Source organism: Oceanobacillus jeddahensis (assembly GCF_000750635.1).
Lineage (GTDB): Bacteria > Bacillota > Bacilli > Bacillales > Amphibacillaceae > Oceanobacillus > Oceanobacillus jeddahense.
This window is the reverse complement of the sequence record NZ_CCDM010000003.1, coordinates 623,705-639,110: the sequence shown is the minus strand read 5'-3', so window position 1 is coordinate 639,110 and position 15,406 is coordinate 623,705. Positions and strand designations below refer to the sequence as shown.

The following is a 15,406-nucleotide window of genomic DNA, read 5'->3' as shown; positions in this document are numbered from 1 at the left end:
GGATTCTAGGAAAAGTTCAAGGAGGAATTAGGATGGATTATCGTATAGAAAAAGATACAATTGGGGAAATCAAGGTTCCAGCAGACAAATATTGGGGTGCGCAGACACAGCGTAGTAAACAAAACTTTCCGATTGGTCAAGAAACAATGCCTGTTGAAATTATTAAAGCGTTTGCAATTCTAAAAAGAAGTACAGCAATCGCTAACTTTGAATTGGGATTGATGGAGGAAGAAAAAGCAAAAGCTATTAAATATGCTGCAGATCAAGTATTAGCAGATAAATTAAATGATCATTTTCCATTAGTTGTTTGGCAAACAGGAAGCGGTACACAATCCAATATGAATGTTAATGAAGTATTGGCATATGTTGGAAACGAGTGGCTGAAAGAGCAGGGGAGCGAATTAAAGCTTCATCCAAATGATGATGTGAACAAGTCGCAAAGCTCCAATGATACATATCCTACGGCAATGCATGTAGCAGCTGTATTAAAGCTTGAAGATACCGTTCTTCCTGCTGTGAAGCAGCTTTTAAGTACATTTGAAGAAAAGCAAAATAAATTTGCTGACATTGTTAAAATCGGCAGAACACATTTGCAGGATGCAACTCCATTGACATTAGGCCAGGAAATTAGCGGCTGGCATCGTATGTTAGAAAAATCATATACCATGATTAAAGAAAGCAATGAACATCTTCGTGAGCTGGCTATTGGCGGAACAGCTGTAGGAACTGGTTTAAATGCACATCCAGATTTCTCGGAGAAAGTTTGCCAAGCCATTTCAGCATATACTGGAAGAGCATTTACTTCTGCTAAAAATAAATTCCATGCATTAACAAGTCATGACGAAACGGTCTATGCACATGGTGCTTTAAAAGGACTTGCAGCAGATATGATGAAAATTGCTAATGATGTTCGCTGGTTAGCTAGTGGTCCACGCTGTGGTATTGGAGAAATTTCAATCCCTGCAAATGAACCAGGAAGCTCTATTATGCCAGGAAAGGTGAACCCAACACAAAGTGAAGCTGTAACCATGGTTGCAACCCAAGTAATGGGAAATGATGCAGCTATAGGATTTGCAGCCAGCCAAGGGAACTTTGAATTAAATGTATTTAAACCGGTTATTGCGTATAACTTCTTACAATCGAGTCAATTATTAGCAGATAGCATTATTTCCTTTGACGAGCGTTGTGCGATTGGAATTGAAGCAAATTTGGAAAACATTGAAAAGAACTTAAAAGATTCCTTGATGTTAGTAACTGCATTAAATCCACATATTGGATATGAAAATGCAGCAAAAATCGCTAAAACGGCATTTGCAGATAATGCTACATTAAAAGAAACAGCAGTTAAACTTGGGTTGTTGACTGCAGAACAATTTGAAGAATATGTAAAACCAGAAGAAATGACACATCCAAAGTAAATAGAAATAAAAAAACTGTCGGATCTTAGGATTATCTGACAGTTTTTTTATGGTTAAGGAAGATAAATAAATAAAATAAGAAAACTTTTTTGAAAAATTTTTGATTTCTAGAGGTGTACTCTCTGTATATGGTGTAAGCGTCATCATCGCTGGGAATTTTTGATCGGGAACACTCCACTTCCCTTGCAATCTTTTGCAGGGTACTATAAGCTAAAATAAAATATTCATTTGTCGAGTTTTGTTTGTCACATCTCTAATTAATCTCTTATTTTCCTCTCTCCATTATTTTTGAAGAGAGGTTTTACATTAGAATATTTAGATAGTGATTTCTTTGAATCTGATTGTAAGATACATAAAAAGAATACATCTTCATTGATTTCACGGTGGAAGATGAACTTTATTGTCTGGGAAAAGGATTAATTATAGTTTAATAAGCAGTTGTCCTCTTCAAACATTTGAAGGGGAAGAAAGATTAACATGGGTATTAATCAGAAGAGTGTAATATGGAATTTATTCAATGTAAAAGAGAAGATGATGAAACAGGTGATAAACGGACAGATACCGACAGTAAGGGGAGGTTTATCATAATGATTCAGAAAAAATGGACCGTTGCAGACGCAATCGTAAAAGAACTTGTTGAAGCAGGAGTGGATACAATTTTCGGAATTGTTAGTATCCATAATATGCCTATTTATGAGGCTTTGTTAGAAGAAGGTTCGATTCGAATGGCGACTGCGCGTGGAGAAAGCGGAGCTGTTAATATGGCTGATGCGTATTCTCGAACAACAGGTAAACTGGGTGTTGTACTTACAAGTACGGGAGCAGGAGCTGGAAATGGAGCTGGCTCTTTAACAGAAACCTGGAATTCAGGAACACCACTCCTTCATATTACCGGAGAAGCAGATTATAACTACATTGGAAAAGACTTACGATACATTCATGAATGTAAAGATCAGCAAAAAATGATGGATGGTGCTAATAAATCATCTTATTTATTGCGATTGCCTCATCAGATTACACCTTTTATGAAGACTGCCATCAGGGAAGCTCTGGAAGTTCCTAAGGGACCGGTCACCGTATCAATTCCAACGAATTTTCAGGCAAAAATTATTCCGGAAAATCAGTTTATTGAAACAACAATAGAGCCGCAAGACATGAAAATAGCAGTGCCTGATAAAATTATTAAAGCGATTGCCTCCGCTAAAAGACCGATTGTATGGACTGGAGATGGGATTATTCATTCTGGTGCATCCGAAGAGCTTTTAACTTTAGTGGAAAAAATTCAGCCTGCGGTGGTGACCAGCGAATCTGGTAAAGGTGCTATTTCAGAAGATCACCCGCTTTGTATTGGAAACTTCGCTGCAACACCACAATTTACCGAGCTTTTGGAAAAATCGGATCTGCTTGTTAGTATTGGCGTAAGATTTCGTGAAACGGAAACAGCAGAAGGAACGCTTCCTTTACCAGAAAATCATATTCATATTGATTTGAATCCACACGCGTTTAACCGCAATTATGATACAAAGTACGGTTTAATTGGTGATGCCAAGGATGTTTTGCAAACAATTAATAGAGCGCTTGAAGAAAAAGAAATTCAATTAGACAGCTCATATGTTGAAGAAGTAAAGGAATGTCGCCAAGCGGTTCGCAATGATTTAATTGAGACAATTCAACCTTATGGGGAATTTGCCCGTGTTATGAATGAACAGCTGCCTGAAAATACGATTTTAGTAACAGATGTAACGATGCACGGATATATATGGGGAAACAAACTCGTAGATATCCATGAGCCTGGGAATTATTTACATATGACCGGTGGAGGAATTGGACAGGGATTACCTATGGCAGTAGGTGCTAAAGTAGCACAGCCAGAAAAACCGGTGGTTCTAATAGCGGGTGATGGAGGATTTATGGTTAATGCGGGAGAGATGATATCCGCTGTTCAGGAAGATGCGCCAATCATTGTTTTACTTTTTGATGACGGCGGCTATGGAATTTTACAATATTATCAGGATGCAGCGTACGGCCGGCAAACAGCTGTTCATTTGAAAAATCCTGATTTTGTTATGATGGCAAAATCAATGGGATTTGAAGCAGAAAAAGCAGCTTCGATCAACGAGTTTGATAAAGTACTGGCAAAGGCCCTGTCTAGTAATCAATCCTATATGGTTGTTGTTGATACGGATAAGATTGGTGACTTGAAATATGAAGATTCACCAGAGTATATTCAGTCATTCCGTCCACACCAATAATAAGATCCTGATGTCAGAAAAGATTTTATCACGGAGAACTGCCCGTAAAACTCCCGCCTCAAAATAAAGAGCGAAAATAAATTTATTTAGGCGGGAGATAACGGGCGCTAACTCCCACTGAATGAAGTTTCGTTTTATCAAAGGAGAATGGGATATGACAAAATACTTAAAGCTGTTTATAAATGGAGAATGGATACATTCTGCTAATCCAGAAACGCAGGATGTGATCAACCCTGCGAATCAAGAAGTCATTGCCAAAGCTCCAAAGGCGACAAAAGAAGAAACAGAAAAAACAATTCATATTGCTAAAAGCACATTTGAAAGTGGAGTTTGGTCAGAACGGACACCTGGAGAAAGAGCAGAAGTATTATTGCAAATTGCCAATGGGATAGAAGCACATTTGAATGAGCTGACAGAGCTTGAAGTGATGAATAATGGTAAAACAATAAGAGAAGCAGAAGCAGATGTGACGGATGCTCTAAATACGTTCCGTTACTACGCCAGCCTGTTACAAAATCAAACAGATGAAACCTTTGAGGCTGAAAAAGATTTGCAAACGATGATTGTGAAAGAGCCGATGGGAGTAGCCGGTTTAATTGTACCGTGGAACTTCCCAATTTTGATGAGTGTATGGAAAATAGCACCTGCGCTGGCAGCTGGTAATTCCATTATTTTAAAACCAGCGGAAATTACGCCGATGACAGCAGTTAAACTTTATGAAATTATTGAACAAACCGATTTGCCTAAAGGCGTTGCACAACTGTTGCTGGGAACAGGATCTGTTGTTGGACAAACGATTGCTGAGAGTGAGGGTGTAGATGTTGTATCCTTCACCGGAAGCACGCAAGTCGGACAGCGAATTATGCAGGCTGCAGCAGGAAATTTGAAAAAAGTTTCTCTTGAGCTTGGCGGAAAATCGCCAAATATTATTTTTAATGATGCAGATATTGATTTAGCGGTTGATTATGCTTTATTTGGTATTTTTATGGGGGCAGGACAAGTTTGCACTTCAGGCAGCCGTCTGCTTGTGCAGGAAGATATCTATGCGTCATTTATTGAAAAATATTTAGAAAAAGCGAAAACGATTCAGGTAGGTCCCGGGAATAATGTGAATTCAGAAATGGGAGCTATTGTCAGTGAAAAGCATATGAATAGCATTTTAGACTATATCCAAGTCGGGAAAGAAGAGGGAGCACGTCTAATTTTAGGTGGAAGTCGAATGGAAGAAGTGGATTTGAAGAAAGGTTTCTTTATCGAGCCGACAGTGTTTACAGATGTAACCAGTGATATGCGCATTGTCCGTGAAGAAATTTTCGGTCCTGTGGTTGTCATTCAAACATTTAAAGAAGAGGAAGATGCTATTCACCTTGCAAATGATACCGATTATGGGCTTGCAGGTGCTGTATTTTCCCAAGATCAGGCCAAAGCTATTCGTGTCATTAAAAAGGTGCGTGCGGGCATCACATGGGTAAATAACTATCATTTATCCAGCGTCCAATCGCCTTGGGGAGGATACAAAACAAGCGGTATTGGAAGAAGCCTCGGAAAGTATGGTTTGGATGAGTATCAAGAAACGAAACAAATCAATATCAGTATGAATGCAGAGCAGCTTGACTGGTTTGAAGGTAAGAAATAATTTGAAAGAATATATAAGTGCGTGTTCAAAAAGGCCGATAAACAGGACCAAGAAGTTCAAGGCGACGTGTTATTTCCGAACGGACTTCCACAGGATGTGGTGACTTCTACGTTGCCCACAGGACGTGGGCGTTCTTAGTAGAAGTTCCTCTATGCTTTATAATACGTGAGTATCGGAAATAACACGTCAACGCAGAAATTCGCCGTGTCATTTTTATTGGACTTTTTGAACATCCTCTATAAAGGAGAAGAGAGATGTTAAAACCATATATAGTCGTAGAATGGAATGATACAGAAACGGATGCGCAAGGCTGGCTTGTTGTTCAGAATCTGAAAAAAGGATATTCTGGCGGCGGAACAAGAATGCACCCCTCCGTAACCAAAGAAGAAGTGATTCGACTGGCTGAAGCGATGGCATATAAATATGTAGCCAGTGAGTCGGAAACAACAGGTGGCTGTAAGGCAGGAATTGCTTATGATTATAAGTCTCCTGAAGCACCTGGTGTCTTAAAAAGATTCTTAATCGCTATGATGCCGTATATTGATAACGGCGTGTCATTGGGCAATGATCTAGGAACAAAATACGAGGTTATTTTGGAAGTATTTCACGAATTTGGGATTGAGATCCCTTTGACAAAAGCCATGAAGGAAGATCCTGTTGTCTTAAAGGGAATAAAAGATTATGATTATTTATTAACACAAAAAATGGACGGGCTTCTTTTAAATGATATTGTTACAGGTTACGGTGCTGCATTTGCAACTGATGAAGCATGGAAATATACAAGTGGAAAAGATGGAGCAAAAGTAGTTATTCAAGGGTTTGGTTGTGTTGGTGCCAGCTGTGCATTAAAATTACATCACCTTGGCTATAAAGTAGTGGGTATTTCCGATGCCAATTTATTGGTAACATGTGAAGAAGGTTTAGATATACCCTCTTTGATTGAGCATAAAAATGAATACGGTGAAATGGATCAGGATTATTTTGGTTCCAATTATCGTGTTAGACCAAATAATGAATGGCTGGATGTAGATACAGATATTCTGATTCCTTGCGCATTAGAGGATGTCATTAACGAATCTAACGCTGATAAGGTCAATGCAAGCTTAATTGCAGAAGCAGCAAACATTCCGATTTCAAGTGAGGGAGACAAAATAATTAAAGAAAAAGGGATTCATTTAGTCAATGATTATGTGGTGAATTTAGGATCTGTACGTGCTTACGATGTCGTTGTATTCGGACTTGTAGATCCGACTCCGCAAGCGGTGATTGATGATATTGAACAGCTGTGCAGAAAAAATGTTCAACGTTTATTTACAGAAGCAAGCAAACAGCAGAGGTATCAGAGAGAAGTCGCAAATGAACTTTTTCAACCAGGGAAAAGCGATTTGTTGGAATATTAAAAGACAGTAGAGAGCGCACCGTAATGCGTTCTCTATTTTTTCAACGGCAAATAAAAAGTTGAGGAGCGGTTAAAATGATGGAAAAGTTAGAAGAGACGTTGGCCGAGATTCAACAAGAGCTATGGGACATAAGTAAAAAAATGTACGACAACCCGGAATTAGGAGATGAAGAATTTGAATCCATGAAGCTCTTGACAAATTTGCTAAAAGCGCATCATTTCCAAGTGGAGACTAATATTGTTGATCGCCCGACTGCATTTCAAGCAGAATATGACAGTGGAAAGCCGGGCCCTGTAATCGCATATTTGGCAGAATACGACGCTTTGCCTGAAATTGGTCATGGCTGTGGCCATAATTTAATTGGAACAATGAGTACTGGTGCTGGAATTGCATTAAGTAAGATTGTTGATCAAACAGGTGGGAAAATAATTGTATTTGGCACGCCTGCAGAAGAAACAAATGGAGCAAAAGTACCGATGAGTAAGGAAGGTATCTTTGATGAAATAGATGTTGCCATGCTTCTTCATCCTGAAGGTGTATCCAGAGAGAGTGGAGCTTCACTGGCAAATGATGCACTCCAGTTTAAATACATAGGGAAAGCGGCTCATGCAGCAGCATCTCCTGAAGAAGGAATTAATGCGCTTGATAGTATTATTCAATTATTCAATGGGATAAATGCTTTAAGAGAACATTTACCAAGTGAAGTTCGTATACATGGAATCATCTCGAATGGTGGAGAAGCAGCGAATATTGTACCAGATTTGGCGGTGGCACAATTTTATATACGAGCGGAATCACGCAATATATTAGATGAAACCAAAGATAAAGTTATTCAGATTGCAGAAGGCGCTGCATTAATGACAGGTGCAGCACTTGAAATATCAGCATATGAAATTGGTTATAATAATATGATCACGAATCAGCCGCTTTCAGATATATTTACAAAAAATTTAAAAATGATAACCAATGAAACGGTATATCCCGCACAGCTCCTGAAAGGTTCTATGGATATGGGTGACGTTAGCAGAGTTGTACCGGCAATTCATCCTTCAATTGGAATTGGTGATCCATCGCTGGTACTGCATACCAAAGCATTTGCAAGTCAGACGGTTAGTGCAACTGGGAAAAGAGCTTTGCTTGATGGTGCATTAGCATTAGCTTGTACAGGTTATGATGTATTATCCGATCCTGCATTATTAGAAAAAATAAGAGCAGAATTTGAGGATAAGAAATCTTAATAAGTAAGCCTTTCAAAAGATATAGGGCTATCTTTACAGTACTTTTATCACGGAGAACCGCCCGTAAAACTCCCGCCTCCAAATAAAGAGGGAAAATAAATTGATTTAGGCGGGAGATAACGGGCGCTAACTCCCTGAATCACTTAGGCTAACTCCGTGGGAGAATGAAGGAAGCAGATTAAGTTCGCGACGTCCTGGGACTGGGACTGCGATTACTCGTCCCATCGTAAAGAGTTGTGCGTCGAAAAACTCCCACTGAATGAAGTTTCGTTTTATCAAACAGATGAGGTTTTATTCTATAAAAGATGTAAAGAAACTTTGAATAATTCAAGGTTTCTTTACATCTTTTTAGATGATAAGGAAGCATAAGAAAACGGTTTGCTCAAAGGAACTTCGGCTAATTTCTCACGATCCTCTAAAGAAGATATTTATTCCCATCGCTATTACCAATAATTAACTATCATAACTTCGGCAAAAATGCAGATGATATTTGTACAGGAGGTGATAACTATGGCAAACAACAACTCAAACCAATTAGTAGTGCCTGGAGTACAACAAGCTCTTGATCAAATGAAATATGAGATCGCTCAAGAATTTGGTGTAAACCTTGGTGCAGATTCAACTTCTCGTGCAAATGGTTCTGTAGGTGGAGAAATCACAAAGCGTCTAGTACAAACTGCTCAACAACAAATGCATGGTAAATAATTTTATTAAATAAAATATTACTGGCTAAAAAGGGGAACTTATCATGAGTTCCCCTTTTACTAATATTTGAGGAAATGCATATTAACGTATCCGCTGTTCATTTTCTTTATCAAAGAAGTGAACTTTATTCATGTCGAAGGAAAGCTCTAAATAGTCTCCACCTTGTACATCTGTACGGGAGTCTACACGGGCAACAAATTCTTGCCCATCGATACTGGAATAAAGAATAGATTCTGCTCCCATCAGCTCAGCAACTTCAATTTTTGCTTCAATTTTTGAATTAGGAGATGATTCTAAGAAAACTAACTCATCATGAATATCTTCGGGGCGTACTCCGATAACGACTTCTTTTCCTTCATAATTTTGTTCTTTCAAAGGTGCAAGCTTTGGTTCAGGGATTAAAAAGGAATTGCCACCAACTTTAAACCTGTCTCCTTCAAGCGTACCTGTAAAAAAGTTCATTGACGGCGAACCAATAAAACCGCCGACAAAGATGTTTTCTGGTAAGTCGTATACATCTTTTGGTGCTCCGACCTGCTGGATAACACCATCTTTCATCACAACTAATCTTGTAGCCATAGTCATTGCTTCTGTTTGATCATGGGTCACATAAATTGTTGTGGTTTGCAGACGCTGGTGAAGCTTTTGAATTTCTGCCCGCATTTGTACACGTAATTTCGCATCCAAGTTGGATAAAGGCTCATCCATTAAGAAAACCTTCGCATCCCGGACAATTGCGCGCCCTAAGGCGACACGCTGTCTTTGACCCCCAGACAGTGCTTTGGGTTTTCTATCTAAGTATGCTTCCAATCCTAAAATTTTAGCCGCTTGATCGACACGTTCTTTAATTTCTTCTTTTTTAAATTTTCGCAGTTTAAGCCCAAAAGCCATATTATCATATACATTCATATGCGGATATAAGGCGTAATTTTGGAATACCATTGCAATATCACGATCTTTTGGTGAAACATCATTCATTAACTTTTCATCAATATACAATTCTCCAGCAGAAATTTCTTCCAAACCGGCAATCATGCGGAGTGTTGTCGATTTCCCACATCCTGATGGACCAACAAATACAATAAACTCCTTATCCTGAATATGTAAGTTGAAATCCTCTACTGCCAATACCTCTTTATCATATTTCTTTTGAATATGCTCCAGTTTTAATTCAGCCATACATACATCTCCTCCAAAATGTTTTAGGTTAAAATCATATAAATGAAAGCGTTTTTTAACTTGGTTTTATTTTACTGAAAAAACGATAAAAACAATATGGGGAGCTTGCACAAAATTATCTTTATCTATTGTGCATGTTTGCTAAAATGGCTAAATAAACAGTGAATGCTTTATCAAATTGCTTTACGTCAATGCCTGTACTTTCATAAAATTTATCGAGACGATATTGTAAGCTATTTCTGTGAATATATAATTTTTTTGCAGTTTCAGTAGCATTTAAATTACATTGGATAAACATCCGGATGGTTTCTAAAGCTTCCGAATCTGTTGAAAACTCCTTTAAAATCCATTCACTTAATTGTTCACGCTGTTTTGGAGAGAGTGTTTCAATAAGAAAAAAAGGATATACTTCGGTATAGTCAATAACAGAGGTATCCGTTTTCCGAAAGCTGAGCTCCGCCATTTGGGTCAGCTGTTGTATATAATCATCTAATTCCTTATCATTTTCTAAATAGGGACCGATGAAGAGCATGATTTTTACATACAACTCACTCATTAACGTATCTGCAATATGGTGGTACGTTAAATCTTCTTCCAAAAAGCTGTTCGGCTCCTCGATAATAAAACCTTCATTTGAGGTGTTCCATAAAATGGATACATCCGATCTGAAAAATGCTTGTAATGTTTCCTTAAATATCGTTGCATCAAACGGTCCTTTTTCAATTTTAAAAAAAATAAACCGGTAACGGCCGTCTCTCCCGAGATTTTGATCATTCCTTTCCTGAATACGTTCCTCCCACTTTTTTTCTTTTATTGTTTGAGCGGGTAATTGAATATAGTAAGGAGTCAGGAAAGTATCTAAAAGCATTTTATCTCTCTCCGTTAATTCTTGTTTAGCAATACCGATAATTCTGTTTTGAAATTGATACCAATTAAAATCAGGGAGTGTATCTTTTTTCTTTTTTGAGAACTCTACCATACTTGGATAAAGCTTCTTCAGTCGTTGTAAGTCCAATCGTAAACCTCCTTTTCTGTTGTTAAAGAAATTCTTTTAAAAATAAAAACGTGTCTTTATTATACTATCAAAAACACTTAAAGTTATTTTTTTACATGAGGGAAAGCATAAAAAAGATGATTTTAAAGAAAGCTCAACTAGGCTCCTCAGATTATTGTATAAGTAACAGACAAGCGAATATGAATTTTTTAACAACCATCAAATAGATATGGCTATACATCCGTTGATAGCTTTGTTATAGTAGCAAGAGACGATGAAGGAGGAATTAAATTAATGGCAAATTTACAAGAACAAGCAAATCAATTAGAACAAGCACTTCGTGAAAGTCAGGAATTTCAAGATTTAAAACAAGCTTATGATGCAGTAATGTCTGATGAAATTGCAAAGCAAATGTTTGAAAACTTTCGTGAAACACAATTAAACTTACAAGAAAAGCATATGCAAGGCTTAGATATTTCTGAAGAAGAAATTGAAAAAGCACGACAAATCGTTGAGACTGTCCAACAGCATGACGCAATCTCAAAATTGATGGAAGAAGAGCAAAAATTAAACAATGTAATTAATGAGATCTCTCAAACTATTACAAAACCATTAGAAGAACTTTATGGTGCTGCTGAGTAAATGAAAATACTAAAACCGCCGATGCTAAAAATGTGCAGCGGCGGTTTTTTTAGCGATGAAAAAGTACTAGCTTAGCACTGGGACTGACACAACGATGCGTATGTTCTAAGTAGCCTTTTTTAGAAAGTTTATCCGTTCCTATTTTTTTCGCTTCTGAATCAGCAGAAGCATCAAAATGTTCATCAAGTAACTTTTCGCCATCTTTTGAAAATACCGTTAAATAATACGTAGCCAATTCACGTCCTCCTTATAAAATGAAATCGCTTTATAACTTTATTGTAAAACAAGGATGGGTATGCTGCAATATAAATGAATATTAATTCATTTTTAAATTCTTAACTATAAGTTAGTGAATAAAGGAATTAAAAGGAATAAACTGATATAATAAATGAAACATTTTCTATTCTTTAACGTAATACAAAAGGAAGGGAGAGAGGTATGTGCTGAAATTAACAAATGTAACCAAGCGATTTGGAAATCATACTGCGGTAGACAATCTATCTCTGGAAATCCCGGAAAGTGAAATGTTTGGTTTTTTAGGTGGTAACGGAGCTGGTAAAACTACCACATTTCGAATGATTCTGGGATTGCTTGATAAAACATCAGGAGAAATTACATGGCAGGGAGGGGCTATTTCATACAATGAAAGCCATTTAATTGGTTATTTACCAGAAGAAAGAGGATTGTATCCAAAACTGACGGTTAAAGAGCAAATTATATATTTAGGACGTCTTCGGGGCATGAAAAAACAGGATATTCTGATCAAACTGGATGAGTGGTTAGAACGATTTAAAGTGCCGGAATATTTGGATAAAAAAGTTCAGGAATTATCAAAAGGGAATCAGCAGAAAATACAATTTATTTCTGCTGTGATTCATGAGCCTAAGCTGTTAATATTAGATGAACCATTTTCCGGATTAGATCCGGTCAATGTAGAGATGTTGAAAGGTGCTGTCAAAGAATTAAAAAATCAAGGCACTTCAATCGTTTTCTCTTCCCACCAGATGGAGCACGTAGAGGAAATGTGCGAGCATATATGTATTCTGCAAAAAGGAACGCCTGTTGTTCATGGTTCATTACGAGAAATAAAACAAGCGTTTGGAAAGAAAAATTTGAATATCCGTGGCGATTTTTCAACGGAATTTTTAAAAGATTACCGCGGAGTAGCCTCTTATAAAGAAATGCCGGATGGATGTGCATTACAAATTGAGGATGAAAACATAGCACAGGATATTTTTTCAAGCTTGCAAGGGAAGGGTTTTGTTCGGAAATTTGAAATAGAAGAACCTTCTTTAAATGACATCTTTATTGCAAAGGTAGGTGCTTCCTATGAATAGGTTCTGGACAATTGTTGGTCACACTTATTTTTCCAGAGTGAAATCGAAATCATTTATTATTACAACAGCTATTACCTTGGCAATTATTATTGGATTGGCTAACCTGCCTTCGATTATTAATATGTTTTCAGGCGAAGATGAATCTGAGCAAATAGCTGTCATTGATGAATCTGGAATTTATATGGAATATTTGCAAGAAGATGGAATTAGTGAAGGAACTGGAGTTGCCTTTGAACATTTTGAAGGAACCGAGGAAGAGGCAAAACAGTCTGTAACAGACGAAAAATTTGATGGGTTGCTTGTCATAACAACCGATGAAAATAATTTGCCTGAAGGAGATTATTATGCCAATCGAATTTCGGACACTGGGGAACAGATAGAGATTGAACAAATCCTGCAACAGTTGAAGGTAATTGTAGGGACGCAGGAAGCAGGAATAGACCAGCAAACATTAGATACGATTTATGCTCCAGTAACATTGCAAACGGAGCAGCTGGATGACAGTGCTCGGACTGCGGAAGAGATGAATCAATCAAGAGGCTTAGTATATGTGATGCTATTTATTCTGTATATGACTGTTTTGATCTATGGGCAAATGATTGCTACAGACGTAGCAACAGAAAAATCCTCCCGGGTAATGGAGCTTCTTATCTCTAGTGCTCCACCGATTATGCATATGTTCGCTAAAATTATCGGCATTGCCTTTTTAGGGTTGACCCAAATTATTATCCTGCTTGGCGGAGGTTATTTTGCGATTCAGGCAAATGCAGATTCGATGGCAGGAGAATTCTTTGAAGTCATGGGATTGACGAATAATGATCCGGTTATCTACATCTATGCGATTATTTTCTTCTTATTAGGGTATTTCCTGTATGCAACTTTAGCAGCTATGCTTGGTTCCTTAGTAAGTCGAATTGAAGATGTAAACCAGTTAATTACCCCGATGATTATGGTTATTGTTGTTGCGTTTGTTCTTGCCATGATGGGGTTGAGTATGCCGGATACAACATTAATTACAGTTACATCGTATATTCCGTTCTTTGCGCCGATGATTATGTTTTTACGTATCGGCATGCTTAATATTCCGTTTTGGGAAATTGCCTTGTCCATCGGCATTCTTGTTATAACAATTGCTTTATTTGCAGCTTTGGCAGCACGTGTTTATAAAGGCGGCGTATTGATGTACGGTAAGTCAGGTTCTCTAAAAGATTTAAAACGAGCCATAAATTTATCGAAAAAAGAATAGCTTTCAAAAATTCTTTAGTTTATATTAAGCAGAAACAATTTATAATAAGCTCAGTTTCTGCACCAAGGAATAAGCATATATATCTTGCCTATCAAGTTCTTCATTATTTTTTGATTAAATCAGCTTTTTTTGAACTAATGATAGTGTATAGCTTCCGCTCCGGCCAACCACTCCGCTTAGATAGGATTCTACAGCGAATGAAAGAAATAACATTCTGTTGGGGTGGACGAAATAGTATATCTATCGCTTGATGACACGATCATTCCATTATTGTAAAAGGTTGGTTTAGCAGTTCGAATCAAAACAGCATGGATAGTTAACATGAGGAATAGCTTTCTTGCACAGAAAGAAATTATTGCTGATCATTTTACTATGCACAACAAAAAATCTCTTCTGTCTGATCTACCTTTTATTTGTTCAACTATTCCACGAATAGAACACCTTACTAGCGGAGGCGGACCGTTTTGACTCCTGAGGGATCAGCACCATCTGAAGATCTACTTTTGCCAAGTGCTCTTCTTGGCAAAAGTTAGCTGAAGAGCGTGCCCCTAGGAAGACTAAAGTCGCAACGTCCAGGGGTTGGGGCTGCGATTACTCGCCCCATCAAAACCGTTGTACGTCGGAAAGCAAAACGGTCCGCCGAAGCGGTGCTTTACATTTCACCTGCTATTCTTTTTATTGAAGGAACAATTAACACGTGTACCTACTGATATGAAGTAATTTTTTAAAGTGAGAAAGTTGAGTAACAAGTATAAAATAATAGTGGATAATCCATATTAGAGGATGTTCAAAAAGTTTCCAATTGAAAAGTATTGCTGCTGACTTATCTATCTGAAATCATTGGTAACTTTTTGAACACGCACTATTATAAATGAAAACCATTATGATTGTGGTATAGTTAAATCATAAGACCTATTATGGTAATTCGAACCCCTTTTAAATTCGAGCTTTTTTATTGACATATATACGGAGGGGTGGTATTTTAAAGGTGAAGATAAAGGAGGGATACGATGGATTCCTTACATGAACACACATTGAAACCGAGAACAGAAGCAGAAAAAAAAGCAGTTACGAATCGATTAAAACGTATTGAAGGTCAAGTACGTGGCATTCAAAAAATGATTGACGAAGATAGATATTGTGTGGATATTCTTGTCCAAATCAGCGCTATCAACTCTGCGTTAAAACGTGTAGGATTTGAAGTAGCTGAACGCCACGTGAAGCATTGCGTCAGTGATGCTGTGAAGTCAGGAGAAGGCGATGAAGCCATTGATGAGCTTATGGATGTACTTCATCAGTTTACAAAATAGAAGAAGATGTTAAAAGTCTACACGCATTGTAGGCTTTTTTATTTTCCGA

At 37.6% G+C, this 15,406-nt stretch carries 13 protein-coding genes; 10 read left to right on the top strand and 3 right to left on the bottom strand.

Going from position 1 to position 15,406, the window contains the following annotated elements:
- The first annotated feature begins 32 nt into the window (after positions 1-32).
- From fumC to BN986_RS16325, 6 genes are all read left to right on the top strand, one after another.
- Positions 33-1,418: a class II fumarate hydratase gene (gene fumC, locus BN986_RS16350; protein ID WP_040982007.1), complete on the top strand. Its 1,386-nt coding sequence runs from the start codon at positions 33-35 to the stop codon at positions 1,416-1,418.
- A gap of 503 nt (positions 1,419-1,921) precedes the next feature.
- Positions 1,922-3,670 carry a thiamine pyrophosphate-binding protein gene (locus BN986_RS16345; RefSeq protein WP_244445018.1) on the top strand — a complete coding sequence of 583 codons (1,749 nt, stop codon included), beginning with the start codon at positions 1,922-1,924 and terminating at the stop codon, positions 3,668-3,670.
- 121 nt (positions 3,671-3,791) lie between these two features.
- Positions 3,792-5,306 carry an aldehyde dehydrogenase family protein gene (locus BN986_RS16340; protein ID WP_244445017.1) on the top strand — a complete coding sequence of 505 codons (1,515 nt, stop codon included), beginning with the start codon at positions 3,792-3,794 and terminating at the stop codon, positions 5,304-5,306.
- 254 nt (positions 5,307-5,560) lie between these two features.
- A complete protein-coding gene (locus BN986_RS16335) occupies positions 5,561-6,706 on the top strand; it encodes a Glu/Leu/Phe/Val dehydrogenase dimerization domain-containing protein (RefSeq protein WP_040982000.1) in 1,146 nt (381 codons plus the stop codon).
- A 74-nt stretch (positions 6,707-6,780) separates the two neighbouring features.
- Positions 6,781-7,944, top strand: a complete 1,164-nt coding sequence (locus tag BN986_RS16330; protein WP_040981998.1) for a M20 family metallopeptidase — start codon at positions 6,781-6,783, stop codon at positions 7,942-7,944.
- Positions 7,945-8,454: 510 nt separating this feature from the next.
- A complete protein-coding gene (locus BN986_RS16325; protein WP_040981996.1) occupies positions 8,455-8,649 on the top strand; it encodes an alpha/beta-type small acid-soluble spore protein in 195 nt (64 codons plus the stop codon).
- 81 nt (positions 8,650-8,730) lie between these two features.
- Here the strand turns inward: BN986_RS16325 and BN986_RS16320 are convergent, their stop codons facing one another.
- Both BN986_RS16320 and BN986_RS16315 read right to left on the bottom strand, forming a co-directional pair.
- A complete protein-coding gene (locus BN986_RS16320) occupies positions 8,731-9,828 on the bottom strand; it encodes an ABC transporter ATP-binding protein (RefSeq protein WP_040981994.1) in 1,098 nt (365 codons plus the stop codon).
- Between the two features lie 121 nt (positions 9,829-9,949).
- Positions 9,950-10,843, bottom strand: a complete 894-nt coding sequence (locus BN986_RS16315) for a PucR family transcriptional regulator (RefSeq protein WP_052400837.1) — start codon at positions 10,841-10,843, stop codon at positions 9,950-9,952.
- Between the two features lie 273 nt (positions 10,844-11,116).
- Here BN986_RS16315 and BN986_RS16310 point away from each other — a divergent pair, with 273 nt between their 5' ends.
- Positions 11,117-11,464, top strand: a complete 348-nt coding sequence (locus BN986_RS16310) for a YlbF/YmcA family competence regulator (protein ID WP_040981992.1) — start codon at positions 11,117-11,119, stop codon at positions 11,462-11,464.
- A 49-nt stretch (positions 11,465-11,513) separates the two neighbouring features.
- Here the strand turns inward: BN986_RS16310 and BN986_RS16305 are convergent, their stop codons facing one another.
- Complete coding sequence (locus BN986_RS16305) at positions 11,514-11,699, bottom strand: YhzD family protein (protein WP_040981990.1); 186 nt, start codon at positions 11,697-11,699, stop codon at positions 11,514-11,516.
- Positions 11,700-11,904: 205 nt separating this feature from the next.
- Between BN986_RS16305 and BN986_RS16300 the strand changes: the two genes are divergently transcribed.
- The 3 genes from BN986_RS16300 (at position 11,905) to BN986_RS16290 (ending at position 15,357) form a co-directional block, all read left to right on the top strand.
- Complete coding sequence (locus BN986_RS16300) at positions 11,905-12,801, top strand: ABC transporter ATP-binding protein (protein WP_040981989.1); 897 nt, start codon at positions 11,905-11,907, stop codon at positions 12,799-12,801.
- On the top strand, positions 12,794-14,047 hold the full coding sequence (locus BN986_RS16295; RefSeq protein WP_040981988.1) for an ABC transporter permease: 1,254 nt from the start codon (positions 12,794-12,796) through the stop codon (positions 14,045-14,047). Before BN986_RS16300 ends, BN986_RS16295 begins: the two co-directional genes overlap by 8 nt.
- A 1,010-nt stretch (positions 14,048-15,057) precedes the next feature.
- A complete protein-coding gene (locus BN986_RS16290) occupies positions 15,058-15,357 on the top strand; it encodes a metal-sensing transcriptional repressor (protein WP_040981987.1) in 300 nt (99 codons plus the stop codon).
- The last annotated feature ends 49 nt before the right edge of the window (positions 15,358-15,406 follow it).